A 26,633-nucleotide genomic window follows, 5' to 3' on the forward strand; every position below is an offset into this window, starting at 1 on the left:
TTTTTCTTTCATCAGCTCCCCTTGAAGTGATTCTATTTATCAATTAATAATGAATATCATTATCCAGTAACTCGGCGATGATGTTCATGAATTCCGTCCTCCGCGAACTGCCCTACCTGGAAAACTGGCGCTGGCTCAGCCGCCGGATCCGCTGCGCGCTCGAACCTGACGAGCCGCGCCTGATCGAGCACTACCTGGCCGAAGGCCGTTACCTGGTGTGCTGTACCGAAACCTCGCCATGGACGGTGGCGTTGACCTCCTTCCGCCTGCTGCTCGACACCGCCTGCGACCGCATGTTGCCCTGGCACTGGCGCTGCCTGTGCCTGGACCAGGCCTGGCGGCCGTTGCTGGACCTGCGCAACCTCGACCGCCAGGCCCAGAACCAGCGTTGGCAGCCCTACGCCATTCAGTTGGCCAACTGCAGCCTGCTGCCGTCGATTTCTCCCGATGAACTGATGCAAGGATTTGATGATGAGTGATACCCGTATCGAGCGCGACAGCATGGGTGAATTGCAGGTGCCGGCCCAAGCCCTGTATGGCGCCCAGACCCAGCGCGCGGTCGACAACTTCCCGATCAGCGGCCAGCGCATGCCGGCCCAGTTCATTCGTGCCTTGCTGCTGGCCAAAGCGGCTGCGGCCAAGGCCAACGTAGAGCTGGAGCAACTGTCCGCCGGCCATGGGCAGGCCATCGTCAAGGCGGTGGAACAGCTGCTGGCGCAGGACTACATCCAGCACTTCCCGGTCGACGTGTTTCAGACAGGCTCGGGCACCAGCTCGAACATGAACGCGAACGAGGTGATCGCCACCCTGGCCAGCCGTGTGCTCGGCGAGCCGGTCAATGCCAACGACCACGTCAATTGCGGCCAGAGCAGCAACGACATCATTCCCACCACCATTCACGCCAGCGCTGCCCTCGCCGTGCATGAGCAGCTGTTGCCTGCCCTGGCGCACCTGGTGCAGGTGATCGAGGTCAAGTCCAGGCAGGTGCATCAGTACGTGAAAACCGGCCGTACCCACCTGATGGATGCAATGCCCGTGCGCCTGAGCCAGGTGCTGGACGGTTGGGCAGCGCAGATCGAAGGTGCCAAGGCGCACATCGAAGCCACCCTGCCAAGCCTGCAGGCGCTGGCCCAGGGCGGCACCGCAGTGGGCACCGGCATCAATGCCCACCCGCAATTCGCTGCCGCTTTCGCGCGCCAGCTCAGCGGCCTGACCCAGGTCCAGTTCACGCCGGGGCACAACCTGTTTGCCCTGATCGGTTCGCAGGATACCGCGGTAGCCCTGTCCGGCCAGCTCAAGACCACAGCGGTGGCACTGATGAAGATTGCCAACGACCTGCGCTGGATGAACTCGGGCCCTCTGGCCGGCCTTGGGGAAATCGAACTGCAGGGTCTGCAGCCGGGCTCTTCGATCATGCCAGGCAAGGTCAACCCGGTCATCCCGGAGGCTACGGCCATGGTCGCCGCGCAGGTCATCGGCAACGACGCCACCATCGCCGTGGCTGGGCAGTCGGGCAACTTCGAACTGAACGTGATGTTGCCGCTGATCGCACGCAACCTGCTGGAGAGCATCGAGTTGATGGCCAACGTCAGCCGCCTGCTGGCCGACAAAGCCATTGCCAGCTTCAAGGTCAACGAGGCCAAGCTGAAGGAGGCGCTGGCGCGCAACCCGATCCTGGTCACTGCACTGAACCCGATCATCGGCTACCTGAAGGCCGCTGAAATTGCCAAGACCGCCTACCAGCAAGGTCGCCCGATCATTGATGTCGCCCTGGAGCATACCCACCTGTCGCGGGACCAGCTGGAAACGCTGCTGGACCCGGAAAAACTCACCGCTGGCGGCATCTGACACTGCCTTACCGCCGAGGAAACAGACATGCAGCACTGGAAACGCACCATGGAACTGGCCAACCGCCTGTTCGAACAAGGCGAGCTGGTCGATGCCCGGGAACATTACCTGCAAGCCCTGGCCCTGGCCCAGGTGCTGTTCGAGCGCTGGCATGACTTCGACGAAGCGGTGGCTGCCCTGGTCGTCGCTCACCATAACCTGGCCGACCTGCACCTGCGCCTGAACCAGCCGCATGAAAGTGCCGATTACCTCTGTGCCGCGCACCAGTGGCTGCTACAGGCCAGCCAGCAAGCCCGCTTGCCACAGGCGCTGCGGGACGCAGCCCTGCGCCACAGTGGGCGTACCTACACCGAACTGCTCGGTTTCATCGCGGAGTACGGCCAGTACCCGCGTACCGAGCGCCTGCTCAACCGCCACAACATCGGCGCCAGCGAACTCGCTGCCCCGGCCGGCGTGGTACCCAGTACTCAAGCCTACGGAATTCACTGACATGCCCCATACCTTGCCTGCTTTGCCTTACGCCTACGACGCGCTGGAGCCGCACATCGACGCGCAGACCATGGAGATCCACCACACCAGGCACCACCAGACTTACGTCAATGGCCTCAACGCCGCCGTCGAAGGCACCGAGTGGGCTGAGTGGCCAGTCGAAAAACTGGTCGCTGCGGTCGGGGACTTGCCGGAGCAGCTGCGTGGCGCCGTGACCAACCACGGTGGCGGTCACGCCAACCACAGCCTGTTCTGGACCGTGATGTCGCCGCAGGGCGGGGGTGAGCCCACGGGCGAGCTGGCACAAGCCATCACCACTCAACTGGGCGGTTTCGACGCGTTCAAGGAAGCCTTCACCAAGGCCGCCCTGACCCGCTTCGGCAGCGGCTGGGCCTGGCTCAGCGTAACGCCGCAGAAAACCCTGGTCGTGGAAAGCAGCGGCAACCAGGACAGCCCACTGATGCATGGCAACACGCCGATTCTCGGGTTGGACGTGTGGGAGCATGCGTATTACCTGAAATACCAGAACCGCCGCCCGGAATACATTGGTGCCTTCTACAACGTCATCGACTGGGCGCACGTGCAACACCGCTATCTCGAAGCCCTGAAGTGAGTCGGACCGGTATGCGCTCAGAGGTCATGTCGGTCAGCAGTGTGCGCCTGTTTCGCCAGGCGCTGGGTGCCTTGCTGTTGCTGGCGGGTACCGCGCTGCTGGCGGCGCGCGGTCTTGCCTGGCTGGACTTGGCGCCGCGCATGCTGCGCGCCCTGGAGGGCGGCGCTTTGTGCGCGCTGGGCACGGCGCTGGGCGCAGTACCGGTGCTGGTCATTCGTAACATGCCGGTGGCGTTGGCCGACACCTTGCTGGGCTTCGGCGCCGGGGTCATGCTGGCGGCTACGGCATTTTCATTGATCATGCCCGGGCTGGATGCGGCCCAGGCCATCGGCTTCAGCCCATGGGGTGCGGGTGGCTTGATCAGCTTCGGCTTGATGTTCGGCGCGTTGTGCCTGTTCCTTATCGACCTCAAGGTCTCCAACGCCTCGCCGCAAGCGCTGGTTGGCAGTACGCAGCAGCCGGTGATCGCCGCGCGGATCTGGCTTTTCGTCATTGCCATCATTGCCCACAACATTCCCGAAGGCATGGCGATTGGTGTGTCAGCCGGGGGTGGCATGGCCGACGCAGACAGCCTGGCCATGGGCATCGCGTTGCAGGATGTGCCCGAAGGGCTGGTGATTGCCCTGGTGTTGGCAGGGGCGGGCATGCCGCGCTTCAAGGCGTTCTTGATCGGCGCGGCTTCGGGGTTGGTCGAGCCTGTGGCTGCGGTGATCTGTGCCTGGCTGGTGAATGTCGCCGAATTGCTGCTGCCCCTGGGGCTCGCCTGCGCAGCCGGCGCAATGCTGCTGGTGGTAACCCAGGAAGTCATCCCCGAATCGCGCAGCAACGGCCATCACCGCCTGGCCAGCCTGGGGCTGTGCATCGGCTTCTGCCTGATGATGGTGATGGATACCGCGCTGTCCTGATCTTTGGTCAGGTTGAAGGGGTGCACACTGTGGGCGCGGTGCAGGGCTTGGAGGCTTACTCGCCTTCGTCGAAGTAGTTGTTGATCAACTCGACCAGCGCGTCCATGGCATCGTTGTCCTGCTCACCCTCGGTATGCAGGTGCACCTGGGTACCCTTGCCAGCCGCCAGCATCATCACGGCCATGATGCTTTTGCCGTCTACCAGTTTGTCCGGAGCGCGGCCGACCCGCACCTGGCAGGGAAAGCGGCCGGCCACGCCGACGAACTTCGCTGCCGCCCGGGCATGCAGGCCCAGCTTGTTGATGATGGTGATTTCGCGGGCGGGCATCGTGGGGCGGATCCTTGGGCTAGAGGTCGCGGTGGCGGACCTGGACGTTTTTCAGGGACTGTTGCAGCAACTGGCCGAGGCGTTCGGTGATGTACACCGAACGATGGTGGCCGCCGGTGCAGCCAATGGCAATGGTCACGTAGGCACGGTTACTGGCTGCGAAGCGGGGTAGCCACTTGAGCAGGTAGCTGGAAATATCGTTGAACATGTCCTCGACGTCTGGCTGCGCGGCCAGGTAGTCGATCACCGGCTGTTCCAGGCCGGAGTGCTCACGCAATTCGGGCTTCCAGTAGGGGTTGGGCAGGCAGCGTACGTCGAACACCAGATCGGCATCGACCGGCATGCCGCGTTTGAAGCCGAATGACTCGACCAGGAATGCGGTACCAGGCTCGGGCTTGTTGAGCAGGCGCAACTTGATCGTGTCGCGCAACTGGTAGAGGTTCAGGCTGGTGGTGTCGATCTTCAGGTCGGCCAGGTCGGCAATCGGCCCCAGCAGTTCGCTCTCCACGCGGATGGCCTCTGCCAGCGAGCGGTCGGCGTTGGTCAGCGGGTGGCGGCGGCGGGTTTCTGAAAACCGCTTGAGCAGGGTATCTTCATCGGCATCCAGGTACAGCACATCGCACTGGATGTGGCGGGCACGGGCGTCGGCTAGCAGCTCGGGGAAGCGCGACAGGTGGCTGGGCAGGTTGCGGGCGTCGATCGACACTGCCACTTTCGGCTGCAGCAGTTCGGTGTTGATCAGTGCATTTTCCGCGAGCTGCGGCAGCAGCCCGGCGGGCAGGTTGTCAATGCAATAGAAACCGTTGTCTTCCAGGACATCGAGGGCGGTGCTCTTGCCGGAGCCAGACCGGCCGCTGACGATGATCAGGCGCATGTTCAGTGCTCGTTCTGTACGTCCAGGACAACCTGGTACAAGGCCTCGTTGCTGGTGGCCGAACGCAGGCGATCACGCACGTCCTTGCGGTCGAGCATGCTGGCGATCTGGCGCAGCAGTTCCAGGTGGGCATCGGTGGCGGCTTCAGGGACCAGCAGGACGAACAGCAAGTCTACCGGCGCGCCATCGATGGCATCGTAATCGATGGGTGCTTCCAGGTGCAGCAGGGCGCTGACTGGCGCGGAGCAGCCTTCAAGCCGGCAGTGCGGAATGGCGATGCCATTGCCGAAACCGGTTGAACCGAGTTTTTCCCGGGCGACCAGCTTTTCGAAGACGACTTGCATCTCCAGTTCCGGCACTTGTTCGGCGATGATGGTGGCGACCTTTTCCAGGGCGCGCTTCTTACTGCCGCCCGGCACGTTCACGAGGGAACGGCCGGGGGTCAGGATGGTTTCAAGTCGGATCATGGATGAGGGGGATCAGCGGGCAGCTGCACCTTGCAGCAGGCTTTGCTGTTTTTCCTTGTGTTTTTTCAGTTGGCGGTCGAGCTTGTCGGCCAAGGCATCGATCGCTGCATACATATCTTCGTGTTCGGCGTTTGCTACCACTTCGCCGCCGGGAATCTGCAGGGTCGCCTCGACCTTCTGCTGCAGCTTCTCGACCTTCATGATGACCTGCACGTTGGTGATCTTGTCGAAGTGACTTTCCACGCGGGCGAGCTTTTCGAGCACGTAATCGCGCAGTGGCTGGGTGACTTCTACATGCTGTCCACTGATATTGACTTGCATACAGCTTCTCCTTTGTTGCCCGTGCATAAAGAGGCAGGTTTTGCACCTGCCCCGCAAACGCTGTGGCAGATCTCAGGGGCTACATCAGTCGCTTGCGCTCACTCGACGGTGCGATGCCGAGAGACTCGCGGTACTTGGCGACGGTGCGGCGGGCCACCTGGATGCCTTGTGCCTCCAGTAAACCAGCGATCTTGCTGTCACTCAATGGCTTTTTCTGATTTTCCGCTGCAACCAGTTTCTTGATGATCGCGCGGATCGCTGTAGACGAGCATTCTCCGCCTTCGGAGGTGCTGACGTGGCTGGAGAAAAAGTATTTCAGTTCGTAGATGCCGCGGGGCGTGTGCATGTATTTCTGCGTGGTCACCCGGGAAATGGTCGACTCGTGCATGCCCACCGCTTCGGCAATGTCATGCAGCACCAGCGGTTTCATCGCTTCGTCGCCATGATCGAGGAAGCCGCGCTGATGCTCGACGATCTGCGTGGCGACTTTCATCAGGGTTTCGTTGCGGCTTTGCAGGCTCTTGATGAACCAGCGCGCCTCCTGCAGTTGGTTGCGCATGAAGGTGTTGTCGGCACTGGTGTCGGCGCGGCGCACGAAGCCGGCGTATTGAGCGTTCACGCGCAGGCGCGGGATGGCTTCCTGGTTCAGTTCCACCAGCCAGCGGTCGCTGTCCTTGCGCACGATCACGTCCGGTACCACGTACTCGGGCTCGCTGGACTCGATCTGCGAACCCGGGCGCGGATTGAGGCTTTGCACCAGTTCGATCACCTGGCGCAGTTCGTCTTCCTTGATTTTCATGCGCCGCATGAGCTGGCTGTAGTCGCGGCTGCCGAGCAAGTCGATGAAATCGCAGACCAGCCGTTTCGCCTCGTTCAGCCACGGCGTGCTGGCAGGCAGTTGGCGCAGTTGCAGCAACAGGCACTCGCCAAGGGTGCGTGCCGCGACGCCTGCCGGTTCGAACTGCTGAATGCGGTGCAGCACCGCTTCGACTTCGTCCAGCTCGATATCCAGCTCCGGGTCGAAGCCAGCGCAGATTTCTTCGAGGGTGTCTTCCAGGTAGCCCTGGCCGTTGATGCTGTCGATCAGGGTCACGGCGATCAGGCGGTCGGTATCCGACATCGGCGCCAGGTTCAGTTGCCACAGTAGGTGGCTTTGCAGGCTTTCGCCGGCCGATGTCCGCGTGGTGAAGTCCCACTCGTCGTCATCGTTGCTCGGCAGGCTGCTGGCGCTGGTCTGGTAGATGTCTTCCCAGGCGGTGTCGACCGGCAGCTCGTTGGGGATACGCTCGCTCCATTCACCGTCTTCGAGGTTGTCGGCACTGACCGTGATTTCCTGGAAGCTGTTGTCCTGAACGTCGGCGGCCGGCTTGTTCTCGGCGTTGTCGGCCATCGGGTCGCTGTTGTCGAAGTCGTCGCCGTCTTCCTGGCGTTCGAGCATCGGGTTCGACTCCAGCGCCTCCTGGATTTCCTGTTGGAGGTCCAGGGTGGAAAGCTGGAGCAGGCGGATGGCCTGTTGCAACTGCGGTGTCATCGTCAGTTGCTGGCCCATTTTTAGGACGAGCGATGGTTTCATGGCTGGGGCTTAATACCTTGTTCGCCGGCGCGCATGCGCCATCCACTACACGAGGGCGCCGGGGCGCCAGATCAAGCAAGTTTTATGCCTTAAATTGTAGCGTTTGCCTAGAGTACGTAACAATTTTAACCCCGGCTTCAGGGCAGGTTGCCAGTACCCCAGGCAGGGGTGGGTCAGAGCCGGAACTCGTGGCCCAGGTAAACCTCTTTGACCAGTTCGTTGGCCAGGATGGTTTCGGCGTCGCCTTCGGCGATCAGCCGGCCATCGTTGACGATGTAGGCGGTCTCGCAGATATCCAGGGTTTCGCGCACGTTGTGGTCCGTGATCAGCACACCGATACCCTTGGCCTTGAGGTGGTGGATGATCTGCTTGATGTCACCGACCGAGATCGGGTCCACGCCGGCGAAGGGTTCGTCCAGCAGGATGAACTTGGGCGCGGTCGCCAGGGCGCGGGCGATCTCGACACGGCGGCGTTCGCCACCGGACAGGCTCATGCCGAGGTTGTCGCGGATGTGGCTGATGTGGAACTCCTGCAGCAGGCTTTCCAGTTCCTTGCGCCGGCCATCGCGGTCGAGGTCCTTGCGGGTCTCGAGGATGGCCATGATGTTGTCGGCCACCGAAAGCTTGCGGAAGATCGAGGCTTCCTGCGGCAGGTAGCCGATGCCGGCGCGCGCGCGGCCGTGCATGGGCTGGTGGCTGACATCGAGGTTGTCGATCAGGACACGACCCTGCTCGGCCTGGACCAGGCCGACGATCATGTAGAAGCAGGTGGTCTTGCCGGCACCGTTCGGGCCGAGCAATCCGACGATCTGGCCGCTGTCGATCGACAGGCTGACATCACGTACGACCTGGCGCCCCTTGTAGCTTTTGGCCAGGTGCTGGGCTTTTAGGGTTGCCATTTACTCGGCCTTCTTCTTGGGCTGGATCACCATGTCGATGCGCTGACGTGGCTGGGTCACGTTACCGCCACGGCCGGCGGTAGCCACCTGCGACTTGGTGTTGTAGACGATCTTCTCGCCCTCGGTGGTGTTGCCTTCGTTCTCGACCTTGGCGCGGTCGGTGAGGATCACGGTGTCTTTTTGCGCCTGGTATTGGATGGTCACTGCCCAGCCCTTCATCTTGTCGGGCTTGGCGGCGCTCTGCTGCTGCTCGAAGTAGGCCAGGTTGCCAACCGAAGTGACCACGTCGATGTCGCCGTTGGCGGCGCGGGTCATGGTCACGGTATTGCCTTTGATCATCATCGAGCCTTGAGTGATGATCACGTCACCGGTGTACGTCGCGACACCCTGCTTGTCGTCCAGATGCGCGTTGTCGGCCTGGATACGGATTGGCTGGTCACGGTCATTCGGCAGGGCGAAGGCGCTCGCGCTTCCCAGTGCTGCGCTCAGGCTGAGCAAAAGGGGGAGGGTTTTAACGAGCCTCATACTGTCCTCTTACGTTAGAGAGCAAGTCCATCTTGCCTTCTTTCAAATACGCTTTCATGCCCTTGCCCGTGGTTGTGCCACCGGCGCCGTCGATTCTAACGGCTTGCTCGGTCTGCGCATATTGCTTCTGCGGGAATACGGTCATGCGTGAGCTGGTGATGATGGTGTCGCGTTGCTTTTCGTCGGTGCGGGCAACGCGGACCTTGTTGATCAGTTCGACCTCGTTGCCGTCCGGGCTGACCTCGGCGCGCTCGCTCTGAACATGCCACGGGTATTCGGTGCCGCGGTAAAGGCGCAGGTCGGGCGTGGTCACCAGGGTAACTTCGGTCGCCTTGACGTGCTCGACCTTGTCGGCGGTCATTTCGTACTGCAATTTGCCGTCCGGCAAGAACTGCACACTATGGGCGTTGATCGCATAGTAGTCGATGGCGCTTTCGTCGACCTGGGCCACAGGCTGGTCGAGGAAGCTTTCAGGGCTGACATTCCAGTAGCCAATGGCAGCGAGCACGGCAGCAATCACCGCCAGCAGCGCAATATTGCGGACCTTCTTGCTGAACATGGGCGGCCTTACAAGTAGTTGGCGTTGGCAGCGTCCAGGGTGCCCTGGGCCTGCATGATCAGTTCGCAGAACTCGCGGGCAGCGCCTTCGCCGCCGCGCGCCTGGGTCACGCCGTGGGCATGCTGGCGAACGAAGGGCGCGGCGTTGGCCACTGCCATACCCAGACCGACGCGGCGAATCACCGGCAGGTCGGGCAGGTCGTCGCCCAGGTAGGCGACCTGTTCATAGCTTAGGCCGAGTTCGGCAAGCAGCCCGTCAAGAACCACCAATTTGTCTTCGCGGCCCTGAAACAGGTGCGCGATACCCAGGTTCGCAGCCCGCCGCTCGACCACCGGGGTCTTGCGCCCGCTGATGATGGCCGTGGTCACGCCCGACGCCATGAGCATCTTGATGCCCTGGCCGTCGAGGGTATTGAAGGTCTTGAATTCGCTGCCGTCTTCGAGAAAGTACAGTCGCCCATCGGTCAGTACGCCGTCGACATCGAACACGGCCAGCTTGATGGCCTGGCCACGTTGCATGAGATTCTGGCTCATCACATAACTCCTGCACGCAACAGGTCGTGCATGTTCAGGGCACCTGTCGGCCGGTCGTCCTGGTCGACGACCACCAGTGCGTTGATTTTGTTGTCTTCCATGATTTTAAGGGCCTCGGCGGCGAGCATTTCGGCCCGTGCAGTTTTGCCATGCACGGTCATGACGTGGTCGATCAACGTGGTATGCACGTCGATATTGCGGTCCAGGCTGCGGCGCAGGTCGCCATCGGTGAAGATACCGGCCAGCTTGCCGTCTGCCTCGAGCACAGCGGTCATGCCCAGCCCTTTGCGCGACATTTCCAGCAGGGCATCCTTGAGCAACGTGCCACGCAGCACCTTGGGCAACTGGTCACCGCTGTGCATCACATGCTCGACCTTCAGCAGCAGCCGCCGCCCCAAGGCGCCGCCAGGGTGCGAAAAGGCGAAGTCCTCGGCCGTGAACCCGCGCGCTTCGAGCAGAGCAATGGCCAGCGCGTCACCCAACACCAGTGCCGCAGTGGTCGAGGAGGTAGGGGCAAGGTTCAGCGGGCAGGCCTCCTGTGCGACCCGGGCATCCAGGTTAACCTCTGCTGCCTGGGCCAGGGTGGAATCCGGGTTGCCGGTAAGGCTGATGAGGGTGATGCCCAGGCGCTTGACCAGCGGCAGCAACGTGACGATCTCGGCCGTGCTGCCTGAGTTGGACAGCGCCAGGATGATATCGTTGCCGGTGATCATGCCCATGTCGCCATGGCTGGCTTCGGCCGGGTGCACGAAAAACGCGGGGGTGCCGGTGCTGGCGAGGGTCGCGGCAATTTTGTTGCCGATATGCCCGGACTTGCCCATGCCAAGCACCACGACGCGGCCCTGGCTGGCCAGGATCAGTTCGCAGGCTTTGACGAAATGCTCGTCGATGCGCGCCAGCAGGCCCTCTACGGCCTCGAGTTCCAGGCGCACGGTGCGCTGTGCGGATTGAATCAGCTCGCTGGATTGGCTCATGTCGATAAAGCACTGCCTGATGAAAAGTCGGCGATTATAGCCGCAATCGACGAAACCCTCACCTTTTCCATCTGCCTGGTCCCGGGCGCGCCAGCCTGTCTCGTAGCTGAACGGGGCATGCATGACCTTGGGGGCGCGCGGGCAGCGGTGCTATAGTTCGCCGCTATTCGGCCTGCCAAGGGCGCGTGTGCCTTCTGCAGGGAGGCTGGCGTCCATAAGGACGAGGCTGCATCAGCAAGGAGTCTAGATGAGTGTGGATAGCGCCTACGCGGTGGAATTGAAGGGTGTTACCTTCAAACGCGGTTCGCGTAGCATTTTCAGCAACGTCGATATTCGCATCCCGCGCGGCAAGGTCACCGGCATCATGGGGCCATCGGGTTGCGGCAAGACCACGTTGCTTCGCCTGATGGGCGCGCAGCTGCGCCCCGCCAGTGGTGAGGTATGGGTCGCCGGGCAGAACCTGCCGACGCTGTCGCGCAGCGACCTGTTCGACGCCCGCAAGCAGATGGGCGTGCTGTTTCAGAGCGGCGCGCTGTTCACCGACCTCGATGTGTTCGAGAACGTCGCATTTCCGCTGCGCGTGCATACCCAGCTTGCCGACGACATGATCCGTGACATCGTGTTGATGAAACTGCAGGCCGTGGGGCTTCGTGGGGCCATCGACCTGATGCCCGATGAGCTGTCCGGTGGCATGAAGCGCCGCGTGGCGCTGGCCCGGGCAATCGCCCTGGACCCGCAGATCCTCATGTACGACGAGCCGTTCGTCGGGCAGGACCCGATTGCCATGGGGGTACTGGTGCGCTTGATCCGCCTGCTCAACGATGCCTTGGGCATTACCAGCATCGTGGTGTCCCATGACCTCGCAGAAACCGCCAGCATCGCCGACTACATCTATGTGGTGGGCGACGGCCAGGTGCTGGGGCAGGGTACCCCCGATGAGCTGATGGGCTCGGACAACCCGCGGATCCGCCAGTTCATGAAAGGCGACCCGGATGGCCCGGTGCCGTTCCATTTCCCTGCGCCTGACTACAGCGCCGACCTGCTGGGGGCGCGTTGATGCGCAGAAAATCCTTACTCGAACGTGTCCGGCTGCTGGGCCGCTCGGCCATCGACGTGGTGGCGGTACTCGGGCGTTCCTGCCTGTTCCTGTTCCATGCTCTGGTCGGGCGCGGCGGCATTGGCGGTGGCTTCCAGCTGCTGATCAGGCAGCTGTACTCGGTGGGCGTGCTGTCGCTGGCGATCGTCGTCGTGTCCGGGGTGTTCATCGGCATGGTGCTGGCGCTGCAGGGCTACAGCATCCTCACCAAGTACGGCTCCGAGCAGGCCGTGGGCCAGATGGTGGCCCTGACCCTGTTGCGGGAACTTGGGCCGGTGGTCACGGCGTTGCTGTTCGCGGGCCGTGCCGGTTCTGCACTGACTGCCGAAATCGGCAACATGAAGTCCACCGAGCAGTTGTCCAGCCTGGAGATGATCGGCGTCGACCCGCTCAAGTACATCGTGGCGCCACGCTTGTGGGCCGGTTTCATCTCGTTGCCGCTGCTGGCGCTGATCTTCAGTGTGGTCGGTATCTGGGGGGGCTCGTGGGTCGCCGTGGACTGGCTGGGCGTATACGAGGGCTCGTTCTGGGCCAACATGCAGAACAGTGTTTCGTTCACTGACGACGTGCTCAACGGGCTGATCAAGAGCCTGGTGTTCGCATTCGTCGCGACCTGGATCGCCGTATTCCAGGGGTACGACTGTGAGCCCACTTCAGAAGGGATCAGCCGTGCAACCACCAAGACCGTGGTCTATGCCTCGTTGGCAGTGCTGGGTCTGGACTTTATTCTGACCGCCTTGATGTTTGGAGATTTCTGATGCAAAACCGCACCCTGGAAATCGGTGTCGGCCTGTTCCTGCTGGCCGGGATCCTGGCGCTGCTGCTGCTGGCCCTGCGTGTCAGCGGGCTGTCGGCCAGCCCGAGCAGCGATACCTATAAAGTTTATGCCTATTTCGACAATATCGCCGGTTTGACGGTCAGAGCCAAGGTGACCATGGCGGGCGTGACCATCGGCAAGGTCACCGCCATCGATCTGGACCGTGATTCCTATACCGGTCGGGTGACCCTGCAGCTGGACAAGTCGGTGGACAACCTGCCGACCGACTCCACTGCCTCGATCCTGACCGCCGGTCTGCTCGGCGAGAAGTACATCGGTATCAGCGTGGGCGGTGAGGAAGACGTGCTCAAGGATGGCTCGACCATTCACGACACCCAGTCTGCCCTGGTGCTGGAAGACCTGATAGGCAAGTTCCTGCTCAACTCCGTTGGCAAGGAACCGAAAGAAGCGCAACCGGCTAATTGAGGAGTTTCCATGATTTCGATCTTGCGACGTGGCCTGCTGGTGTTGCTGGCGGCTTTCCCCCTGATGACCTTGGCCGCGCAGTCGCCGCATGACGTGGTTCAGGGCACCACCACCGAGCTGCTGGGTGAACTCAAGGCCAACAAAGAGCAGTACAAGGCCAACCCACAAGCGTTCTACGACACCCTTGACCGGATTCTCGCGCCGGTGGTCGATGCCGACGGTATTTCCCGCAGCATCATGACCGTCAAGTACTCGCGCAAGGCCACGCCCGAGCAGATGCAGCGCTTCCAGGAAAACTTCAAGCGCAGCCTGTTCCAGTTCTACGGCAATGCGTTGCTGGAGTACAACAACCAGGGCATCGTCGTCGACCCGGCCAAGGCCGATGATGGCAAGCGCGCTTCGGTGGGCATGAAGGTTACCGGCAACAATGGCGCCGTGTACCCGGTGCAGTACACCCTGGAAAACCTGGGTGGCGAGTGGAAGGTGCGTAACGTCATCGTCAACGGCATCAACATCGGCAAGCTGTTCCGTGACCAGTTCGCCGACGCCATGCAGCGCAACGGCAACAACCTGGACAAGACCATCGACGGCTGGGCCGGCGAAGTGGCCAAGGCCAAGCAGGCCGCCGACAACTCGCCAGAAAAGGCGGTGAAATGAGTGAGGCCGCGGTAAGCATGGCTGAGCCGGGCGTGCTGAGCCTGTCCGGCGTGCTGGACTATCGCAGCGGGCCGCAGTTGCGCAAGCAAGGCAAGGCGCTGATCACTGCCAGCCGGGATGCGCAGTTGGTGCTCGATTGCTCGGGCGTGCTGCGCTCCACCAGTGTCGGCCTGTCGTTGCTGCTGTCGTTCATGCGCGATGCCCAGGCCGCAGGCAAGGCCTGTCGGGTGCGGGGCATGCCCGACGACATGCGGGAAATTGCCGAGGTCTACGACCTCGATCAAGTGCTGGCGACCTGATGGCCCGGCACGGATGACGGCCCCTCGGTCAGCGAAGCCCTCGTTGGGCTTCGCAGGCGAGGGGCTTTTTTGTATGATGGCCGACCCGTGCGCATCGGGCGCCGATTGAGGTTGAGCATGCAGGCCGTAGAAGTTAAAAGCTTCCTTGAAGAGAAATTGCCGGGTTCCCGGGTAGAAGTTGAAGGCGAAGGCTGCAACTTCCAGTTGAACGTGATCAGCGACGAGTTGGCTGGCCTGAGCCCGGTCAAACGCCAGCAGGCTATCTATGCTCATCTGAATCCGTGGATCGCCAATGGCAGCATCCATGCGGTAACCATGAAATTTTTCAGCAGCGCAGCCTGGGCTGAGCGCACCTGAGCCAACTTGGCGGCGAGATTCCAATGGACAAACTGATTATTACTGGCGGCGCTCGTCTTGACGGCGAGATCCGTATTTCGGGTGCGAAGAACGCGGCCCTGCCGATTCTGGCGGCGACCCTGCTGGCCGATGGCCCGGTCACCGTAGGCAACCTGCCGCACCTGCACGACATCACCACCATGATCGAGCTGTTCGGCCGCATGGGCATCGAGCCTGTGATCGACGAAAAGCTGGCGGTGGAAATCGACCCCCGCACCATCAAGACCCTGGTCGCGCCTTACGAACTGGTCAAGACCATGCGCGCCTCGATCCTGGTGCTGGGCCCGATGGTCGCCCGCTTCGGCGAGGCCGAGGTGGCGCTGCCCGGCGGTTGCGCGATCGGTTCGCGCCCGGTCGACCTGCACATCCGTGGCCTGGAGGCCATGGGTGCGAAGATCGAGGTCGAAGCTGGCTACATCAAGGCCAAGGCGCCTGAGGGCGGCCTGCGCGGTGCGCATTTCTTCTTCGACACCGTCAGCGTGACCGGTACCGAAAACATCATGATGGCCGCAGCGCTGGCCAAAGGCCGCAGCGTGCTGCAGAACGCTGCGCGTGAGCCGGAGGTGGTCGACCTGGCCAACTTCATCAACGCCATGGGCGGCAAGGTGCAAGGTGCCGGTACCGACACCATCACCATCGATGGCGTCGAGCGCCTGGCGTCGGCCAGCTACCGCGTGATGCCGGACCGTATCGAGACCGGTACCTACCTGGTTGCCGCTGCCGTGACCGGTGGCCGCGTCAAGGTCAAGGATACCGACCCGACCATCCTTGAGGCCGTGCTGGAAAAGCTCAAGGAAGCCGGCGCCGAGATCACCACCGGTGAAGACTGGATCGAGCTCGACATGCAGGGCAAGCGGCCAAAAGCCGTGAACCTGCGTACTGCGCCGTACCCGGCGTTCCCCACCGACATGCAGGCGCAGTTCATCTCGCTGAACGCCATTGCCGAAGGCACCGGTGCCGTCATCGAAACCATCTTCGAAAACCGTTTCATGCACGTGTACGAAATGCACCGCATGGGGGCGCAGATCCAGGTCGAAGGCAACACCGCGATCGTTACCGGTGTACCGGCCCTCAAAGGCGCCCCGGTCATGGCCACCGATCTGCGCGCGTCGGCCAGCCTGGTGCTCTCGGCGCTGGTGGCCGAAGGTGACACGCTGATCGACCGCATCTACCACATTGACCGTGGCTACGAGTGCATCGAAGAAAAACTGCAGATGCTCGGCGCGAAAATCCGCCGCGTACCGGGCTGATCGCCCTCTGGTGCAAGGACGCACCGTTCGAATTGAAAGCGGCCAGGTCCATGACCTGGCCAGCAGTAGCCGCTTAAGGACCGACGTTCCAATGTTGACCATCGCGCTTTCCAAAGGCCGTATTCTCGACGATACCTTGCCGTTGCTGGCCGAGGCCGGCATCGTGCCGACCGAGAACCCGGACAAGAGCCGCAAACTGATCATCCCTACCACGCAGGATGACGTACGCCTGCTGATCGTGCGTGCTACCGACGTGCCGACCTATGTCGAGCATGGTGCTGCCGACCTGGGTGTGGCCGGCAAGGACGTGCTGATGGAGTACGGCGGCCAGGGCCTGTACGAGCCACTGGACCTGCAGATTGCCCGCTGCAAGCTGATGACCGCAGGCGTGGTCGGCGCCCCTGAGCCCAAGGGCCGCCTGCGCGTGGCCACCAAGTTCGTCAACGTCGCCAAGCGTTACTACGCCGAACAGGGCCGCCAGGTCGACATCATCAAGCTGTACGGCTCGATGGAGCTGGCACCGCTGATCAACCTCGCCGACAAGATCATCGACGTGGTAGATACCGGCAACACCCTGCGGGCCAATGGCCTGGAGCCCCAGGAAATGATCGCCACGATCAGCTCGCGCCTGGTGGTCAACAAGGCTTCCATGAAGATGCAGCACGCCCGCATCCAGAGCCTTATCGACACGCTGCGCGCGGCGGTCGAATCGCGACACCGCGGTTAATTCCCTACCGATTGCGCGCGGCCGTTGCTGCCGCGCCCATCTATCCGCGTCATAGCCACTTTTCTCGGGTGCCCGCGCGGATGGACTGGTAGCCTAGGGCGCCTGAGCATTCGCTAATCATCGAGGCCCTCGCCATGACCGTGTCCACTGCAATTGCCCGTCTCAACGCTGCTGATCCGGATTTCGCCCGACATCTGGATCATCTGCTGAGCTGGGAAAGTGTGTCCGATGACGCGGTCAACCAGCGCGTGCTGGACATCATCAAGGCCGTGCGCGAGCGTGGCGACGCAGCGCTGGTGGAGTTCACCCAGCGTTTCGATGGCGTTCAGGCCACATCGATCGATGACCTGATCCTCGATCGCGAGCGCCTGGAGCTGGCGCTGACCCGTATCACCCCCGTACAGCGCCAGGCCCTGGAAAAGGCCGCCGAACGTGTGCGCATCTACCATGAGCGGCAGAAGCAGGATTCCTGGCAGTACACCGAAGCCGACGGCACCGTACTGGGGCAGAAGGTTACCCCGCTGGATCGGGCCGGCCTGTATGTGCCCGGTGGCAAGGCCTCGTACCCCTCGTCAGTGCTGATGAATGCCATCCCGGCCAAGGTGGCCGGCGTGGCCGAAGTGGTGATGGTGGTGCCGACCCCGCGCGGTGAGGTCAACGAGCTGGTGCTGGCCGCTGCCTGCATCGCCGGTGTCGACCGCGTGTTCACTGTCGGTGGCGCCCAGGCGGTCGCGGCACTGGCCTATGGCACCGAAAGCGTGCCACAGGTCGACAAGATCGTCGGCCCGGGCAACATCTACGTCGCCACTGCCAAGCGCCATGTATTTGGCCAGGTGGGCATCGACATGATCGCCGGGCCTTCGGAAATCCTGGTGGTGTGCGACGGTCAGACCGACCCGGACTGGATCGCCATGGACCTGTTCTCCCAGGCTGAACACGACGAAGACGCACAGGCCATTCTGGTCAGCCCGGATGCCGCCTTCCTCGACCGTGTCGCTGCCAGTATCGACAAGCTGCTGCCGACCATGGAGCGTGCGCAAATCATCCAGAAGTCGGTCAACGGCCGTGGTGCATTGATCCAGGTAAAAGACATGCAGCAGGCCATGGACGTGGCCAACCGCATTGCCCCCGAGCACCTGGAGCTGTCGGTGGCCGACCCGCAGGCCTGGCTGCCGCACATTCGCCACGCCGGGGCGATCTTCATGGGCCGCCACACCAGCGAAGCACTGGGTGATTACTGCGCCGGCCCCAACCACGTGTTGCCAACCTCCGGCACTGCACGCTTCTCGTCGCCGTTGGGTGTGTACGACTTCCAGAAGCGCTCGTCGATCATCTTCTGCTCCGAGCAAGGCGCGTCCGAACTGGGCCAGACTGCCTCCGTGCTGGCCCGTGGCGAATCGCTGACCGCGCACGCCCGAAGCGCTGAATACCGCATCCTGACCCAACAGAAGGGGAACTGAACATGAGCCGATTCTGGAGCCCCTTCGTCAAGGACCTGGTGCCTTACGTGCCGGGCGAGCAGCCCAAACTGGCGCGGCTGGTCAAGCTGAACACCAACGAGAACCCCTACGGCCCGTCGCCCAAGGCGCTGGAGGCCATGCGCGCGGAGCTGAACGACAACCTGCGCCTGTACCCCGATCCTAACGGTGACCGCCTGAAGCAGGCGGTGGCCGAGTATTACGGCGTTACCCCGGCGCAAGTGTTTGTCGGCAATGGTTCGGACGAGGTGCTGGCGCACATCTTCCACGGCCTGTTCCAGCACGATGCACCGTTGTTGTTCCCCGATATCAGCTACAGCTTCTACCCGGTCTACTGTGGTCTCTACGGCATCGCGTTCGAGCAGGTAGCCCTGGACGAGCAGTTCCAGATCCGTATCGAGGACTACAACAAGCCCAATGCCGGGATCATCTTCCCCAACCCCAACGCGCCTACGGGTTGCCTGATGCCACTGCAGGCGGTAGAGCAACTGCTGCAGGCCAACCGTGACTCGGTGGTGGTAGTGGATGAAGCGTACATCGACTTCGGCGGCGAAACCGCCATCAGCCTGGTCGACCGCTACGACAACCTGCTGGTGACCCAGACCTTGTCCAAATCGCGCTCGTTGGCGGGGCTGCGTGTCGGCTTGGCCGTGGGGCACCCGGACCTGATCGAAGCATTGGAGCGCATCAAGAACAGCTTCAACTCCTACCCGCTGGACCGTGCGGCCATTGTTGGCGCTGCCGCGGCTTTCGAGGACCGAGAGTACTTCGAGCAAACCTGCCGCAAGGTCATCGACAGCCGCGAGGCGTTGGTTGGCCAGCTACAGGCCAAGGGCTTCGAAGTGCTGCCGTCGGCGGCCAACTTCATTTTCGCGCGCCACCCGCAACAGGATGCCGCCGAGTTGGCAGCGCGCTTGCGCGAGCAGGGCGTCATCGTGCGCCACTTCAAGCAGGCACGTATCGCCCAATTCCTGCGGATCACCATTGGCACGCCGGAGATGAACCAGGCGCTGCTGGATGCCTTGAACTGACCGGGCCCTTTCTAGCGCCTGTCACACCGAGCGCCGCCCGCGCGGCGCCCGGTGCCTACTCAAAAACAATTCTGTGAAGCGTTGCAGCCTATTGATTCAGCGCTTATGGTTGGCCCTAATTCGTCCGATGACTGGATGTATCGATGTCGTTATTGATCAAACGCTCCCTCGTCGAGCAGGCCGTTGAGCAACTGCGTGAGCGCATCGCCCAGGGTGACTGGCAGATCGGCCAGCGCCTGCCGACCGAGCCGGAACTGGCCCTGCAACTGGGCATCAGCCGTAACACCGTGCGCGAAGCCATGCGCGTGCTGGCCTTCAGCGGCCTGGTCGAAGTACGCCAAGGCGACGGCAGCTACCTGCGTACCGCGCAGGACCCGTTGCTGGCGATGCAGGCCATGGCCCGCTGTACCGCCGAGCAGGCCCGTGAAACCCGCCACATTCTCGAGGCGGAGGCGATTGGCCTGGCCGCGCTGCGGCGCACCGATGCAGACCTGCAAGGGCTGCGCGAAGCGCTGGCCGGCAGCGCCGGGCATTTTCATGGTGATGTCGATCACTACATAAGGTGCGACCTGGTGTTTCACCAGCGGCTGGTCGATGCCGCCCACAACCCCGCCCTCAGCGAGCTTTACCGCTATTTCTCCGGCGTGGTCGCGGCGGCGCTGCAGCACAGCATGGCGACCGTGCCCCGCTGCCAGGCCACGTTCGATCTGCATGGGCAGATCCTCGACGCCATCGAACAGCGTGATGCGGACCGGGCCAAGCGCCTGAGCCGTACCCTCATCGAATCCTGACCCCGAGAACACCATGGCTGAGTCCCTACCCCGCAACACCCCACCGCACGCGCGTGACCTCGATGAACTGCTGATCGACGCCGAGGCCGACGACGAGCAAATCCAGCAGCAGCCGGTGCAATTACGTCGGCCGTGGCTGCTGTTGCTCGGCCTGGTGCTGGTGGCGCTGAACCTGCGCCCGGCGCTGTCGAGCATGGCGCCCGTGTTGGGCCAGGTGTCCGAAGGCCTGGGGCTGAACGCTTCGCAAGCCGGTTTGCTGACTACCTTGCCGGTGTTGTGCCTGGGGCTGTTTGCGCCGCTGGCACCGATGCTGGCAAGGCGCTTTGGCAGTGAGCGGGTGATCGTCGGCATTCTGCTCACCCTGGCTTTGGGCATTGTCGTGCGCAGCAGTTTGGGCGTGGCGGGGGTGTTTCTGGGCAGCCTGATGGCTGGCGCCAGCATCGGCATCATCGGGGTGTTGTTGCCCGGTATCGTCAAGCGCGACTTCCCCCAGCACGCAGGCACGCTGACCGGGGTGTACACCATGGCCTTGTGCCTGGGCGCGGCCATGGCGGCGGGTGCCACCGTGCCCTTGGCCAGCCATTTCGGTGGCAGCTGGGCGTTGGGCCTGGGCTTCTGGGTGCTCCCGGCGCTGCTGGCCATGCTGGTCTGGCTGCCACAAGCCCGCCAGGGGCACGGCCTGCACAAGGTGGCATACCGCGTGCGTGGCCTCTGGCGTGACCCGTTGGCCTGGCAGGTGACCCTGTACATGGGCCTGCAGTCGTCGCTGGCCTACATCGTGTTTGGCTGGCTGCCGTCGATCCTGATCGGTCGTGGCCTGAGCCCGACCCAGGCCGGCCTGGTACTTTCCGGATCGGTCATCGTGCAGTTGCTGAGTTCGCTGAGCGCGCCGTGGCTGGCCACTCGCGGCAAGGACCAGCGGCTGGCAATCGTGGTGGTCATGCTGACCACTCTGGCGGGCCTGTTCGGTTGCCTGTATGCCCCGCTTTCCGGGCTGTGGGGCTGGGCCGTGGTGCTGGGCCTGGGGCAGGGTGGTACATTTGCCCTGGCGCTGACCTTGATCGTGTTGCGCTCGAAGGATGCCCACGTGGCGGCCAACCTGTCGAGCATGGCCCAAGGCGTGGGTTATACCCTGGCGTCGATGGGGCCGTTCGCGGTGGGGTTGGTGCATGACCTGACGGGCGGCTGGGCGGCCGTGGGCTGGATCTTCGCTGTGCTTGGGGTCGGCGCCATCGTCTTCGGGTTGGGGGCCGGGCGGGCTTTGCATGTGCAGGTGACCAGCGAAAAAGTCTGAATCTGTGCTGGGCAGCACCGGCCCTGTCGCCGGCAAGCCAGCTCCCACAGGGTGGACTGCCCCCAATAAGTTGGACAGTTTCAGCTAGCAGCCCCTGCAGCATGAGCCCTGTATTTCACAGGGCTCATGCCATTGAGCTTTAGCTTGATGCGGTCATGGTTGTAGTAGTGGATGTACTCATCCAGACCGGCTTTCAGTTCTTCAACGCTCTTGAAGCGCTGCGGGTAGAAAAATTCGGACTTAAGCGTACCAAAAAAGCTCTCCATAGCCGCATTATCCAAGCAGTTTCCTTTACGTGACATGCTCTGCTTCACCCCTTGCTCGGCCAGCTTGTGGCGGTACTGCGAGTGTTGGTAGTGCCAGCCTTGATCCGAGTGGAGTACCAGTTTCGGCTTGTTTCCCAGGCGCTTGAAGGCCTTGCCCAGCATGTTGGTGACCAGCCCAAGGCATGGCCTGCTGGCCACTTCGTAGGCCACAATTTCGGCGTTGTACAAGTCCATCACGGGGGAGAGGTAGACTTTTTCCTGAGCCACTTTGAACTCGGTCACATCGGTCACCCACTTCTGATTCGGGCGCTGCGCGATAAAAGTTCGCTCCAGCAGGTTGGGCGCGATGGTGCCGACGACACCCTTGTACGACCGATATTTTTTCGGCCGCACGAGTGAGCGAAGATCAAGCTCGATCATCAAACGCTCCACCACTTTTTTGTTAACCAAGGTCCCGCCATTGCGGATCACGATCGCAACGCGCCGGTAACCGTAAAGCCCTTTTTCCTCGTGATAGACACGCTGAATCATCTGCTTCAGAGCAGCATGCTTATCAGGTTTGGCCTGCGCTTGAAGCTGGTAATAGAACGTACTGCGCGGCAGATCCGCCAACTCCAGAACAGCGGCCAAGGGAAACCTGTCCTTGAGCGCAGACACGATCAGGGTTTTTTGGGCTGCCTTCGCTCCTGCTTCTTCAACTCTTCCAGCTTTTTTAGGTAAGCGTTCTCCATGCGCAGCCATTCAAGCTCAGCCAGCAACTGGTCGCGGCTTTTATCGGTGTCATCAGAGGTTGTGGGTTTGATGGGGTAAGGCTTTTTCGACATGGCAGCAGGTTTTCTTCTCTTGGGAGCAGGCGAAGCCGGACTTCCACTGTAGTACTGCCGCGCCCAAATGCCTATCTGCGAAGACTGACCAAGACCGAAATGGGCGGCGGTCTGGCGCAAGGAAAGCTGATGCTTGTGCATGTACTCAAGGACTGAGCGCTTATAGGTCGCACTGTACCGCTGGCCTGGTTTACGCAGACTGAACTGGCCATGTTTCTGGAAGCTGGAGACCCAGCGCCGCAGCAGGCTGAAGTCCACTGCAAGTCGCTGGGCTACTTTTCGGAAACCTTCACCACCCTCCAGGTAGGCATGAACGGCGGTAAGCTTGAATTGGTCTGAGTACTTGCTCATATGGACACCCCAAGAAATTGGATTGGTGTCCAACTTCTTGGGGGCAGTCCAGGGATCGCCTTAGGGCTGACAGGTGTTTGTCAGAAGATATGCAGCGCCTGTTAGAGCGAGCGCCGCCCGCGCGGCGCAATCGCGAGCTGCGCTCGCTCCTACGTTTGTTTCGGGCCAATTATTCCTGTGGGATTCGCGCGCGAACGCCTTGGTGCATGCCTCAATATCGCGCCGTACAAACAAGGCGGGCGCGCGCGCCTGTCACAGGCGTTACTGGCCCGAAACAAACGTAGGAGCGAGCGCAGCTCGCGATTGCGCCGCGCGGGCGGCGCTCGATCTCACAGGCGCTGAAGATGCTGCGGCGGAAGCTGGCATAAGCAACCGGGTCAGATTATCGTGCTGCTTTCGACCCCAGGATGGACCAGCCCCCATGAGTGACGCCCACCGCGATTTGATTACGCGCTTCTACCAGGCCTTCCAGCGCCTGGACGCCGAGGCAATGATCGCCTGCTACAGCGACGATATCGTTTTCAGCGACCCGGTTTTCGGTACGCTGCGTGGCAAGGACGCGGGCGACATGTGGCGCATGCTGACCACGCGCGCCAAAGACTTCACCCTCACCTTCGACAGCGTACGCGCCGACGAGCGCAGCGGTGCCGCACACTGGGTGGCGACCTACCTGTTCAGCCAGACGGGGCGGGTGGTGGTCAATGATATCCAGGCACGCTTCATCATCCGCGATGGCTTGATCTGCCAGCACGACGATACGTTCGACCTGTGGCGCTGGTCGCGGCAGGCGTTGGGCATGCCAGGGGTATTGCTGGGTTGGTCGCCGCTGGTGCAGAACAAGGTTCGCGCACAGGCCTTCAAGGGGTTGCGCGCGTTCCAGCAGGCCCAGGGTGTGTGAAGCTGCCCCCGCAGGCGTTGGCAAGCCTTGGTATGTCTACCTGGTCAGGGCGGCCAACGGTTCGTTGTATTGCGGGGTCAGCGATGACCCGCAGCGGCGTTTTCTGGCCCATCAGAAAGGGCGGGGGGCACGGTACTTCAAGACCAGCCCGGCACAGGCGCTGGTGTATGTCGAGCAATGGCCGGACAAGGGCGAGGCATTGCGCCAGGAGCGGTTGGTGAAACGGCTGCGCAAGTCGGCGAAAGAGGCTTTGGTGGCGGCTTATCTGGTGGGTTCGGCTTGAGGGTGCCGGGGCCGCTTTGCGGCCCATCGCGACGCAAGGCCGCGCCTACAGGAGGTCGCGATGCGTGCAGGAGCAGGTCGCCCGGCCCATGGGCCGTCAGTCCTTGCGTCGCTTCAGCTGGTCCACCAGGGTGGTCGGCAGCCCCTTGATGATCAGGGTGCCGGCGGCCTCGTCATACTCCACCTTGTCGCCCAGCAGGTGCGCCTCGAAGCTGATCGACAGACCTTCGGCACGCCCGGTAAAGCGACGGAACTGGTTGAGGGTGCGTTTATCCGCCGGAATCTCCGGCGACAAGCCGTAGTCCTTGTTGCGGATATGGTCGTAAAACGCCTTGGGCCGGTCTTCGTCGATCAGGCTGGACAGCTCTTCCAGCGTCACCGGTTCACCCAGTTTGGTCTGGGTAGTGGCGTACTCGACCAGCGTCTGGGTCTTTTCGCGGGCGGATGCTTCCGGCAAGTCTTCGCTCTCGACGAAGTCGCTGAAAGCCTTGAGCAGGGTGCGGGTTTCACCCGGGCCGTCGACACCTTCCTGGCAGCCAATGAAATCGCGGAAATAGTCCGAGACTTTCTTGCCGTTCTTGCCCTTGATGAACGAGATGTACTGCTTGGAGTTCTGGTTGTTCTTCCACTCGGACAGGTTGATGCGCGCCGCCAGGTGCAACTGGCCAAGGTCAAGGTGACGGGATGGGGTGACGTCGAGTTCGGCATTCACCGCCACGCCTTCACTGTGGTGCAGCAGGGCGATGGCCAGGTATTGGGTCATGCCCTGTTGGTAATGGGCAAACAGCACGTGACCGCCGGTGGACAGGTTGGACTCCTCCATCAGCTTCTGCAGGTGTTCCACGGCCTGGCGGCTGAAGGCGGTAAAGTCTGTGTCGCCTTCCAGGTACTGCTTCAGCCAGCCGCTGAGCGGGTAGGCCCCCGACTCGCCGTGGAAGAAGCCCCAGGCCTTGCCTTGCTTGGCGTTGTAGCTGTCGTTCAGGTCTGCCAGCAGGTTTTCGATGGCGTCGGAAGCCGCCAGTTCGCTATCGCGGGCGTGCAGCACGGCGGGGCTGCCATCAGGCTTCTTGTCGATCAGGTGAACGATGCAATGACGGATAGGCATGAAATTCTCGGCGAGCTGCAAAAGTCGCCAAGTTTAACCCAGACACCCAGTGGTGCAGTGGCCGGATGTTGGCCGAAATGCCGGTTGTTCGTTTTTTGTTCATTTTTGTACGTTTTAAGCCAAAACCCCTGAAAAACCTGCATTTAATCGAAGTACGCTGCGGATATTTATCCACTCCTGTGGTAGCTTTGCGCGGTCTTGCGCCCCACGCGTGGCGCATTGCTGGCAGCGCGCTGCCGTCGTGTCGAACCAAACGCCGATTTAAGTATCTACATACCCAATTGGCGCGGCCCTCCACTACAAGGGGCTGGCCCGATAACGTCGTCGTTCGCTGCATAACCATCGAATTTGATAGGGAAGGAACACCACCATGGCATTGACCAAAGACCAACTGATTGCCGACATCGCCGAGTCGATCGCCGCGCCGAAAGCCACCGCCAAGAACGCACTGGAGCAACTGGGCCAGATCGTTGCTGACCAGCTGGAAAACGGCGCTGAAATCACCCTGCCAGGTATCGGCAAGCTGAAAGTCTCGGAGCGTCCTGCCCGCACTGGCCGCAACCCTTCGACTGGCGCTGCCATCGAAATCGCTGCCAAGAAAGTCGTCAAGTTCGTGCCAGCCAAAGTGCTGACCGACGCTATCAACAAGTAATTGTTGCTGCTTTGACGAAACCGCGCCCGGCTTGCCCGGGCGCGGTTTTTTCATGCCTGTGATCGGCCCTGGGCGTACCAGCCCTGGCGTGCCGCTTCGTCGTGGAAGCTCCAGGCAACCATGCGGCTCTGCTTCTGGCCCTGGCCCATTTCGACGACACGTACGGCCTTGGCACCGGCCTTCTTCAGTGCAGCCTCTATGCCCGGCAGGTTGCTGGCCTTTGACACCAGGCTGGTGAACCACAACACGCTTCCGGCGTACTGCACGCTTTCGCTCACCAGTTGGGTGACAAAGCGGATTTCGCCACCCTCGCACCACAATTCATTGTTCTGGCCACCAAAGTTCAGCAGCGGCAGCTTGCGTTTGGGGTCCTGCTTGCCCAGGTTTTTCCACTTGCGTTGGCTACCGCGGGTGGCTTCGTCGCGGGAGGCGTGGAAGGGTGGGTTGCACAGGGTCAGGTCGAAACGCTCCTCTGGCTGCAACAGACCGCTGAGGATATGGCCCCGGTTCGCCTGCTGGCGCAGGGCAATGGCCTTGCCCAGGCCGTTGGCCTGGACGATGGCCTTGGCCGAGGCCAGCGCTACCGGGTCGATATCCGAGCCGAGAAAGCGCCAGCGGTAGTCGCTGTGGCCCAGCAGCGGGTAAATGCAGTTGGCACCCACGCCGATGTCCAGCGCGCGTACCTGGGCGCCCTTGGGAATTTCCCCCGCGTTGTCCGTGGCCAGCAAGTCCGCGGCTACGTGGATGTAGTCGGCGCGGCCGGGAATGGGCGGGCACAGGTAGTCGGCGGGGATATCCCAGTGCTGGATGCCGTATTGGGCCTTGAGCAGGGCACGGTTGAATACCCTTACGGCTTCGGGGTTGGCGAAGTCGATGCTGGGTTTGCCGTGGGGGTTGGTAATGGTAAAGCGGGCCAGGTCAGGGTGGGCCTTGATCAGGCTGGGGAAGTCGTAGCGCCCCTGGTGCCGGTTGCGCGGGTGCAGGGTAGGTTTGTCGGTCATGGCGGGGTCCGGTGTTGCAGGCCTTGGGGCTGCTGTGCAGCCCTATCGCGACACAAGGCCGCCCCTAAAGGATAGCGGCGCCTG

The 26,633-nt window shown here is 62.2% G+C and carries 33 protein-coding genes; 20 read left to right on the forward strand and 13 right to left on the reverse strand.

The window, feature by feature from the left end:
- Positions 1-77 precede the first annotated feature (77 nt).
- From AACG97_RS05055 to AACG97_RS05075, 5 genes are read left to right on the forward strand one after another with little or no spacing between them, the layout of a single operon-like run.
- Positions 78-479 (forward strand): hypothetical protein, encoded by a 402-nt coding sequence (locus AACG97_RS05055; protein WP_029887554.1) that lies wholly within the window; start codon positions 78-80, stop codon positions 477-479.
- A complete protein-coding gene (locus AACG97_RS05060) occupies positions 472-1,848 on the forward strand; it encodes a class II fumarate hydratase (protein ID WP_232555136.1) in 1,377 nt (458 codons plus the stop codon). The genes AACG97_RS05055 and AACG97_RS05060 overlap by 8 nt, the downstream gene beginning before the upstream one ends.
- 27 nt (positions 1,849-1,875) lie before the next feature.
- Complete coding sequence (locus tag AACG97_RS05065; protein ID WP_125854838.1) at positions 1,876-2,337, forward strand: hypothetical protein; 462 nt, start codon at positions 1,876-1,878, stop codon at positions 2,335-2,337.
- Position 2,338: 1 nt separating this feature from the next.
- Positions 2,339-2,950 carry a superoxide dismutase gene (locus AACG97_RS05070; protein ID WP_054890014.1) on the forward strand — a complete coding sequence of 204 codons (612 nt, stop codon included), beginning with the start codon at positions 2,339-2,341 and terminating at the stop codon, positions 2,948-2,950.
- An 11-nt stretch (positions 2,951-2,961) separates the two neighbouring features.
- Positions 2,962-3,855 carry a ZIP family metal transporter gene (locus AACG97_RS05075; protein WP_125854840.1) on the forward strand — a complete coding sequence of 298 codons (894 nt, stop codon included), beginning with the start codon at positions 2,962-2,964 and terminating at the stop codon, positions 3,853-3,855.
- 55 nt (positions 3,856-3,910) lie between these two features.
- Here the strand turns inward: AACG97_RS05075 and AACG97_RS05080 are convergent, their stop codons facing one another.
- The 10 genes from AACG97_RS05080 to AACG97_RS05125 form a co-directional block, all read right to left on the reverse strand.
- A complete protein-coding gene (locus AACG97_RS05080; protein ID WP_009683043.1) occupies positions 3,911-4,183 on the reverse strand; it encodes an HPr family phosphocarrier protein in 273 nt (90 codons plus the stop codon).
- A 19-nt stretch (positions 4,184-4,202) separates the two neighbouring features.
- Positions 4,203-5,057: an RNase adapter RapZ gene (gene rapZ, locus AACG97_RS05085; protein WP_009683042.1), complete on the reverse strand. Its 855-nt coding sequence runs from the start codon at positions 5,055-5,057 to the stop codon at positions 4,203-4,205.
- A 2-nt stretch (positions 5,058-5,059) separates the two neighbouring features.
- Positions 5,060-5,524: a PTS IIA-like nitrogen regulatory protein PtsN gene (ptsN, locus tag AACG97_RS05090; RefSeq protein ID WP_009683041.1), complete on the reverse strand. Its 465-nt coding sequence runs from the start codon at positions 5,522-5,524 to the stop codon at positions 5,060-5,062.
- A gap of 12 nt (positions 5,525-5,536) precedes the next feature.
- Positions 5,537-5,845, reverse strand: a complete 309-nt coding sequence (gene hpf / locus AACG97_RS05095) for a ribosome hibernation-promoting factor, HPF/YfiA family (RefSeq protein WP_003255135.1) — start codon at positions 5,843-5,845, stop codon at positions 5,537-5,539.
- A gap of 79 nt (positions 5,846-5,924) precedes the next feature.
- Entirely contained in the window at positions 5,925-7,418 is a 1,494-nt protein-coding gene (locus AACG97_RS05100) for an RNA polymerase factor sigma-54 (RefSeq protein WP_054890012.1), read from the reverse strand.
- A gap of 173 nt (positions 7,419-7,591) precedes the next feature.
- On the reverse strand, positions 7,592-8,317 hold the full coding sequence (lptB, locus tag AACG97_RS05105) for an LPS export ABC transporter ATP-binding protein (protein ID WP_010952146.1): 726 nt from the start codon (positions 8,315-8,317) through the stop codon (positions 7,592-7,594).
- A complete protein-coding gene (gene lptA, locus AACG97_RS05110; RefSeq protein ID WP_029887549.1) occupies positions 8,318-8,842 on the reverse strand; it encodes a lipopolysaccharide transport periplasmic protein LptA in 525 nt (174 codons plus the stop codon). It abuts the gene before it with no gap.
- On the reverse strand, positions 8,829-9,401 hold the full coding sequence (lptC, locus tag AACG97_RS05115; RefSeq protein WP_029887548.1) for an LPS export ABC transporter periplasmic protein LptC: 573 nt from the start codon (positions 9,399-9,401) through the stop codon (positions 8,829-8,831). Before lptC ends, lptA begins: the two co-directional genes overlap by 14 nt.
- A gap of 8 nt (positions 9,402-9,409) precedes the next feature.
- Positions 9,410-9,934, reverse strand: a complete 525-nt coding sequence (locus tag AACG97_RS05120; RefSeq protein WP_009683034.1) for a KdsC family phosphatase — start codon at positions 9,932-9,934, stop codon at positions 9,410-9,412.
- A complete protein-coding gene (locus AACG97_RS05125; protein ID WP_009683033.1) occupies positions 9,934-10,908 on the reverse strand; it encodes a KpsF/GutQ family sugar-phosphate isomerase in 975 nt (324 codons plus the stop codon). The genes AACG97_RS05120 and AACG97_RS05125 overlap by 1 nt, the downstream gene beginning before the upstream one ends.
- 247 nt (positions 10,909-11,155) lie before the next feature.
- On the opposite strand from AACG97_RS05125, the gene AACG97_RS05130 reads away from it, so the two are divergent.
- The 12 genes from AACG97_RS05130 to AACG97_RS05185 all read left to right on the forward strand — a co-directional run bounded on the left by AACG97_RS05130 (position 11,156) and on the right by AACG97_RS05185 (position 21,170).
- Entirely contained in the window at positions 11,156-11,965 is an 810-nt protein-coding gene (locus AACG97_RS05130) for an ATP-binding cassette domain-containing protein (protein WP_009683032.1), read from the forward strand.
- A complete protein-coding gene (gene mlaE / locus AACG97_RS05135; protein ID WP_009683031.1) occupies positions 11,965-12,762 on the forward strand; it encodes a lipid asymmetry maintenance ABC transporter permease subunit MlaE in 798 nt (265 codons plus the stop codon). Before AACG97_RS05130 ends, mlaE begins: the two co-directional genes overlap by 1 nt.
- A complete protein-coding gene (gene mlaD / locus AACG97_RS05140; protein ID WP_009683030.1) occupies positions 12,762-13,247 on the forward strand; it encodes an outer membrane lipid asymmetry maintenance protein MlaD in 486 nt (161 codons plus the stop codon). Before mlaE ends, mlaD begins: the two co-directional genes overlap by 1 nt.
- Before the next feature lie 9 nt (positions 13,248-13,256).
- A complete protein-coding gene (locus AACG97_RS05145; RefSeq protein ID WP_009683029.1) occupies positions 13,257-13,904 on the forward strand; it encodes an MlaC/ttg2D family ABC transporter substrate-binding protein in 648 nt (215 codons plus the stop codon).
- Entirely contained in the window at positions 13,901-14,203 is a 303-nt protein-coding gene (locus AACG97_RS05150) for an STAS domain-containing protein (RefSeq protein WP_009683028.1), read from the forward strand. The genes AACG97_RS05145 and AACG97_RS05150 overlap by 4 nt, the downstream gene beginning before the upstream one ends.
- A gap of 117 nt (positions 14,204-14,320) precedes the next feature.
- Positions 14,321-14,560, forward strand: a complete 240-nt coding sequence (locus AACG97_RS05155; protein ID WP_003255121.1) for a BolA family protein — start codon at positions 14,321-14,323, stop codon at positions 14,558-14,560.
- Positions 14,561-14,583: 23 nt separating this feature from the next.
- Positions 14,584-15,849 carry a UDP-N-acetylglucosamine 1-carboxyvinyltransferase gene (gene murA / locus AACG97_RS05160; RefSeq protein WP_009683027.1) on the forward strand — a complete coding sequence of 422 codons (1,266 nt, stop codon included), beginning with the start codon at positions 14,584-14,586 and terminating at the stop codon, positions 15,847-15,849.
- Between the two features lie 91 nt (positions 15,850-15,940).
- Complete coding sequence (gene hisG, locus AACG97_RS05165) at positions 15,941-16,576, forward strand: ATP phosphoribosyltransferase (RefSeq protein ID WP_009683026.1); 636 nt, start codon at positions 15,941-15,943, stop codon at positions 16,574-16,576.
- Between the two features lie 134 nt (positions 16,577-16,710).
- Positions 16,711-18,036, forward strand: a complete 1,326-nt coding sequence (gene hisD, locus AACG97_RS05170) for a histidinol dehydrogenase (protein WP_029887545.1) — start codon at positions 16,711-16,713, stop codon at positions 18,034-18,036.
- 2 nt (positions 18,037-18,038) lie between these two features.
- Complete coding sequence (gene hisC, locus AACG97_RS05175; RefSeq protein ID WP_009683023.1) at positions 18,039-19,085, forward strand: histidinol-phosphate transaminase; 1,047 nt, start codon at positions 18,039-18,041, stop codon at positions 19,083-19,085.
- Positions 19,086-19,228: 143 nt separating this feature from the next.
- Entirely contained in the window at positions 19,229-19,876 is a 648-nt protein-coding gene (locus AACG97_RS05180) for a FadR/GntR family transcriptional regulator (RefSeq protein WP_125920307.1), read from the forward strand.
- Between the two features lie 13 nt (positions 19,877-19,889).
- Positions 19,890-21,170, forward strand: a complete 1,281-nt coding sequence (locus tag AACG97_RS05185; protein ID WP_110679329.1) for a CynX/NimT family MFS transporter — start codon at positions 19,890-19,892, stop codon at positions 21,168-21,170.
- A gap of 80 nt (positions 21,171-21,250) precedes the next feature.
- Here AACG97_RS05185 and AACG97_RS05190 read toward each other — a convergent pair.
- Positions 21,251-22,611 (reverse strand): IS3 family transposase gene (locus tag AACG97_RS05190; RefSeq protein ID WP_338463422.1). Its coding sequence is split into 2 segments (ribosomal slippage): positions 21,251-22,143 and positions 22,143-22,611, totalling 1,362 coding nucleotides; the frame shifts between segments, so codons are not numbered across the junction.
- A gap of 421 nt (positions 22,612-23,032) precedes the next feature.
- Between AACG97_RS05190 and AACG97_RS05195 the strand changes: the two genes are divergently transcribed.
- Together AACG97_RS05195 and AACG97_RS05200 are read left to right on the forward strand one after the other, a co-directional pair.
- On the forward strand, positions 23,033-23,509 hold the full coding sequence (locus AACG97_RS05195) for a nuclear transport factor 2 family protein (protein ID WP_054890528.1): 477 nt from the start codon (positions 23,033-23,035) through the stop codon (positions 23,507-23,509).
- Positions 23,502-23,792, forward strand: a complete 291-nt coding sequence (locus tag AACG97_RS05200; protein WP_009687047.1) for a GIY-YIG nuclease family protein — start codon at positions 23,502-23,504, stop codon at positions 23,790-23,792. The genes AACG97_RS05195 and AACG97_RS05200 overlap by 8 nt, the downstream gene beginning before the upstream one ends.
- Positions 23,793-23,888: 96 nt before the next feature.
- On the opposite strand, the gene yejK is transcribed toward AACG97_RS05200, so the two are convergent.
- Positions 23,889-24,896, reverse strand: coding sequence for a nucleoid-associated protein YejK (yejK, locus tag AACG97_RS05205; RefSeq protein ID WP_197886703.1), 1,008 nt, complete (start codon positions 24,894-24,896; stop codon positions 23,889-23,891).
- Between the two features lie 370 nt (positions 24,897-25,266).
- Here yejK and AACG97_RS05210 point away from each other — a divergent pair, with 370 nt between their 5' ends.
- A complete protein-coding gene (locus AACG97_RS05210) occupies positions 25,267-25,548 on the forward strand; it encodes an HU family DNA-binding protein (protein ID WP_003255106.1) in 282 nt (93 codons plus the stop codon).
- Between the two features lie 50 nt (positions 25,549-25,598).
- Here the strand turns inward: AACG97_RS05210 and rlmF are convergent, their stop codons facing one another.
- The gene (gene rlmF, locus AACG97_RS05215) at positions 25,599-26,549 is read right to left on the reverse strand and encodes a 23S rRNA (adenine(1618)-N(6))-methyltransferase RlmF (RefSeq protein WP_115293429.1); all 951 of its coding nucleotides are present in this window, start codon (positions 26,547-26,549) and stop codon (positions 25,599-25,601) included.
- Between the last annotated feature and the right edge of the window lie 84 nt (positions 26,550-26,633).

Source organism: Pseudomonas sp. Nvir (assembly GCF_963778085.1).
Classification (GTDB): domain Bacteria; phylum Pseudomonadota; class Gammaproteobacteria; order Pseudomonadales; family Pseudomonadaceae; genus Aquipseudomonas; species Aquipseudomonas juntendi.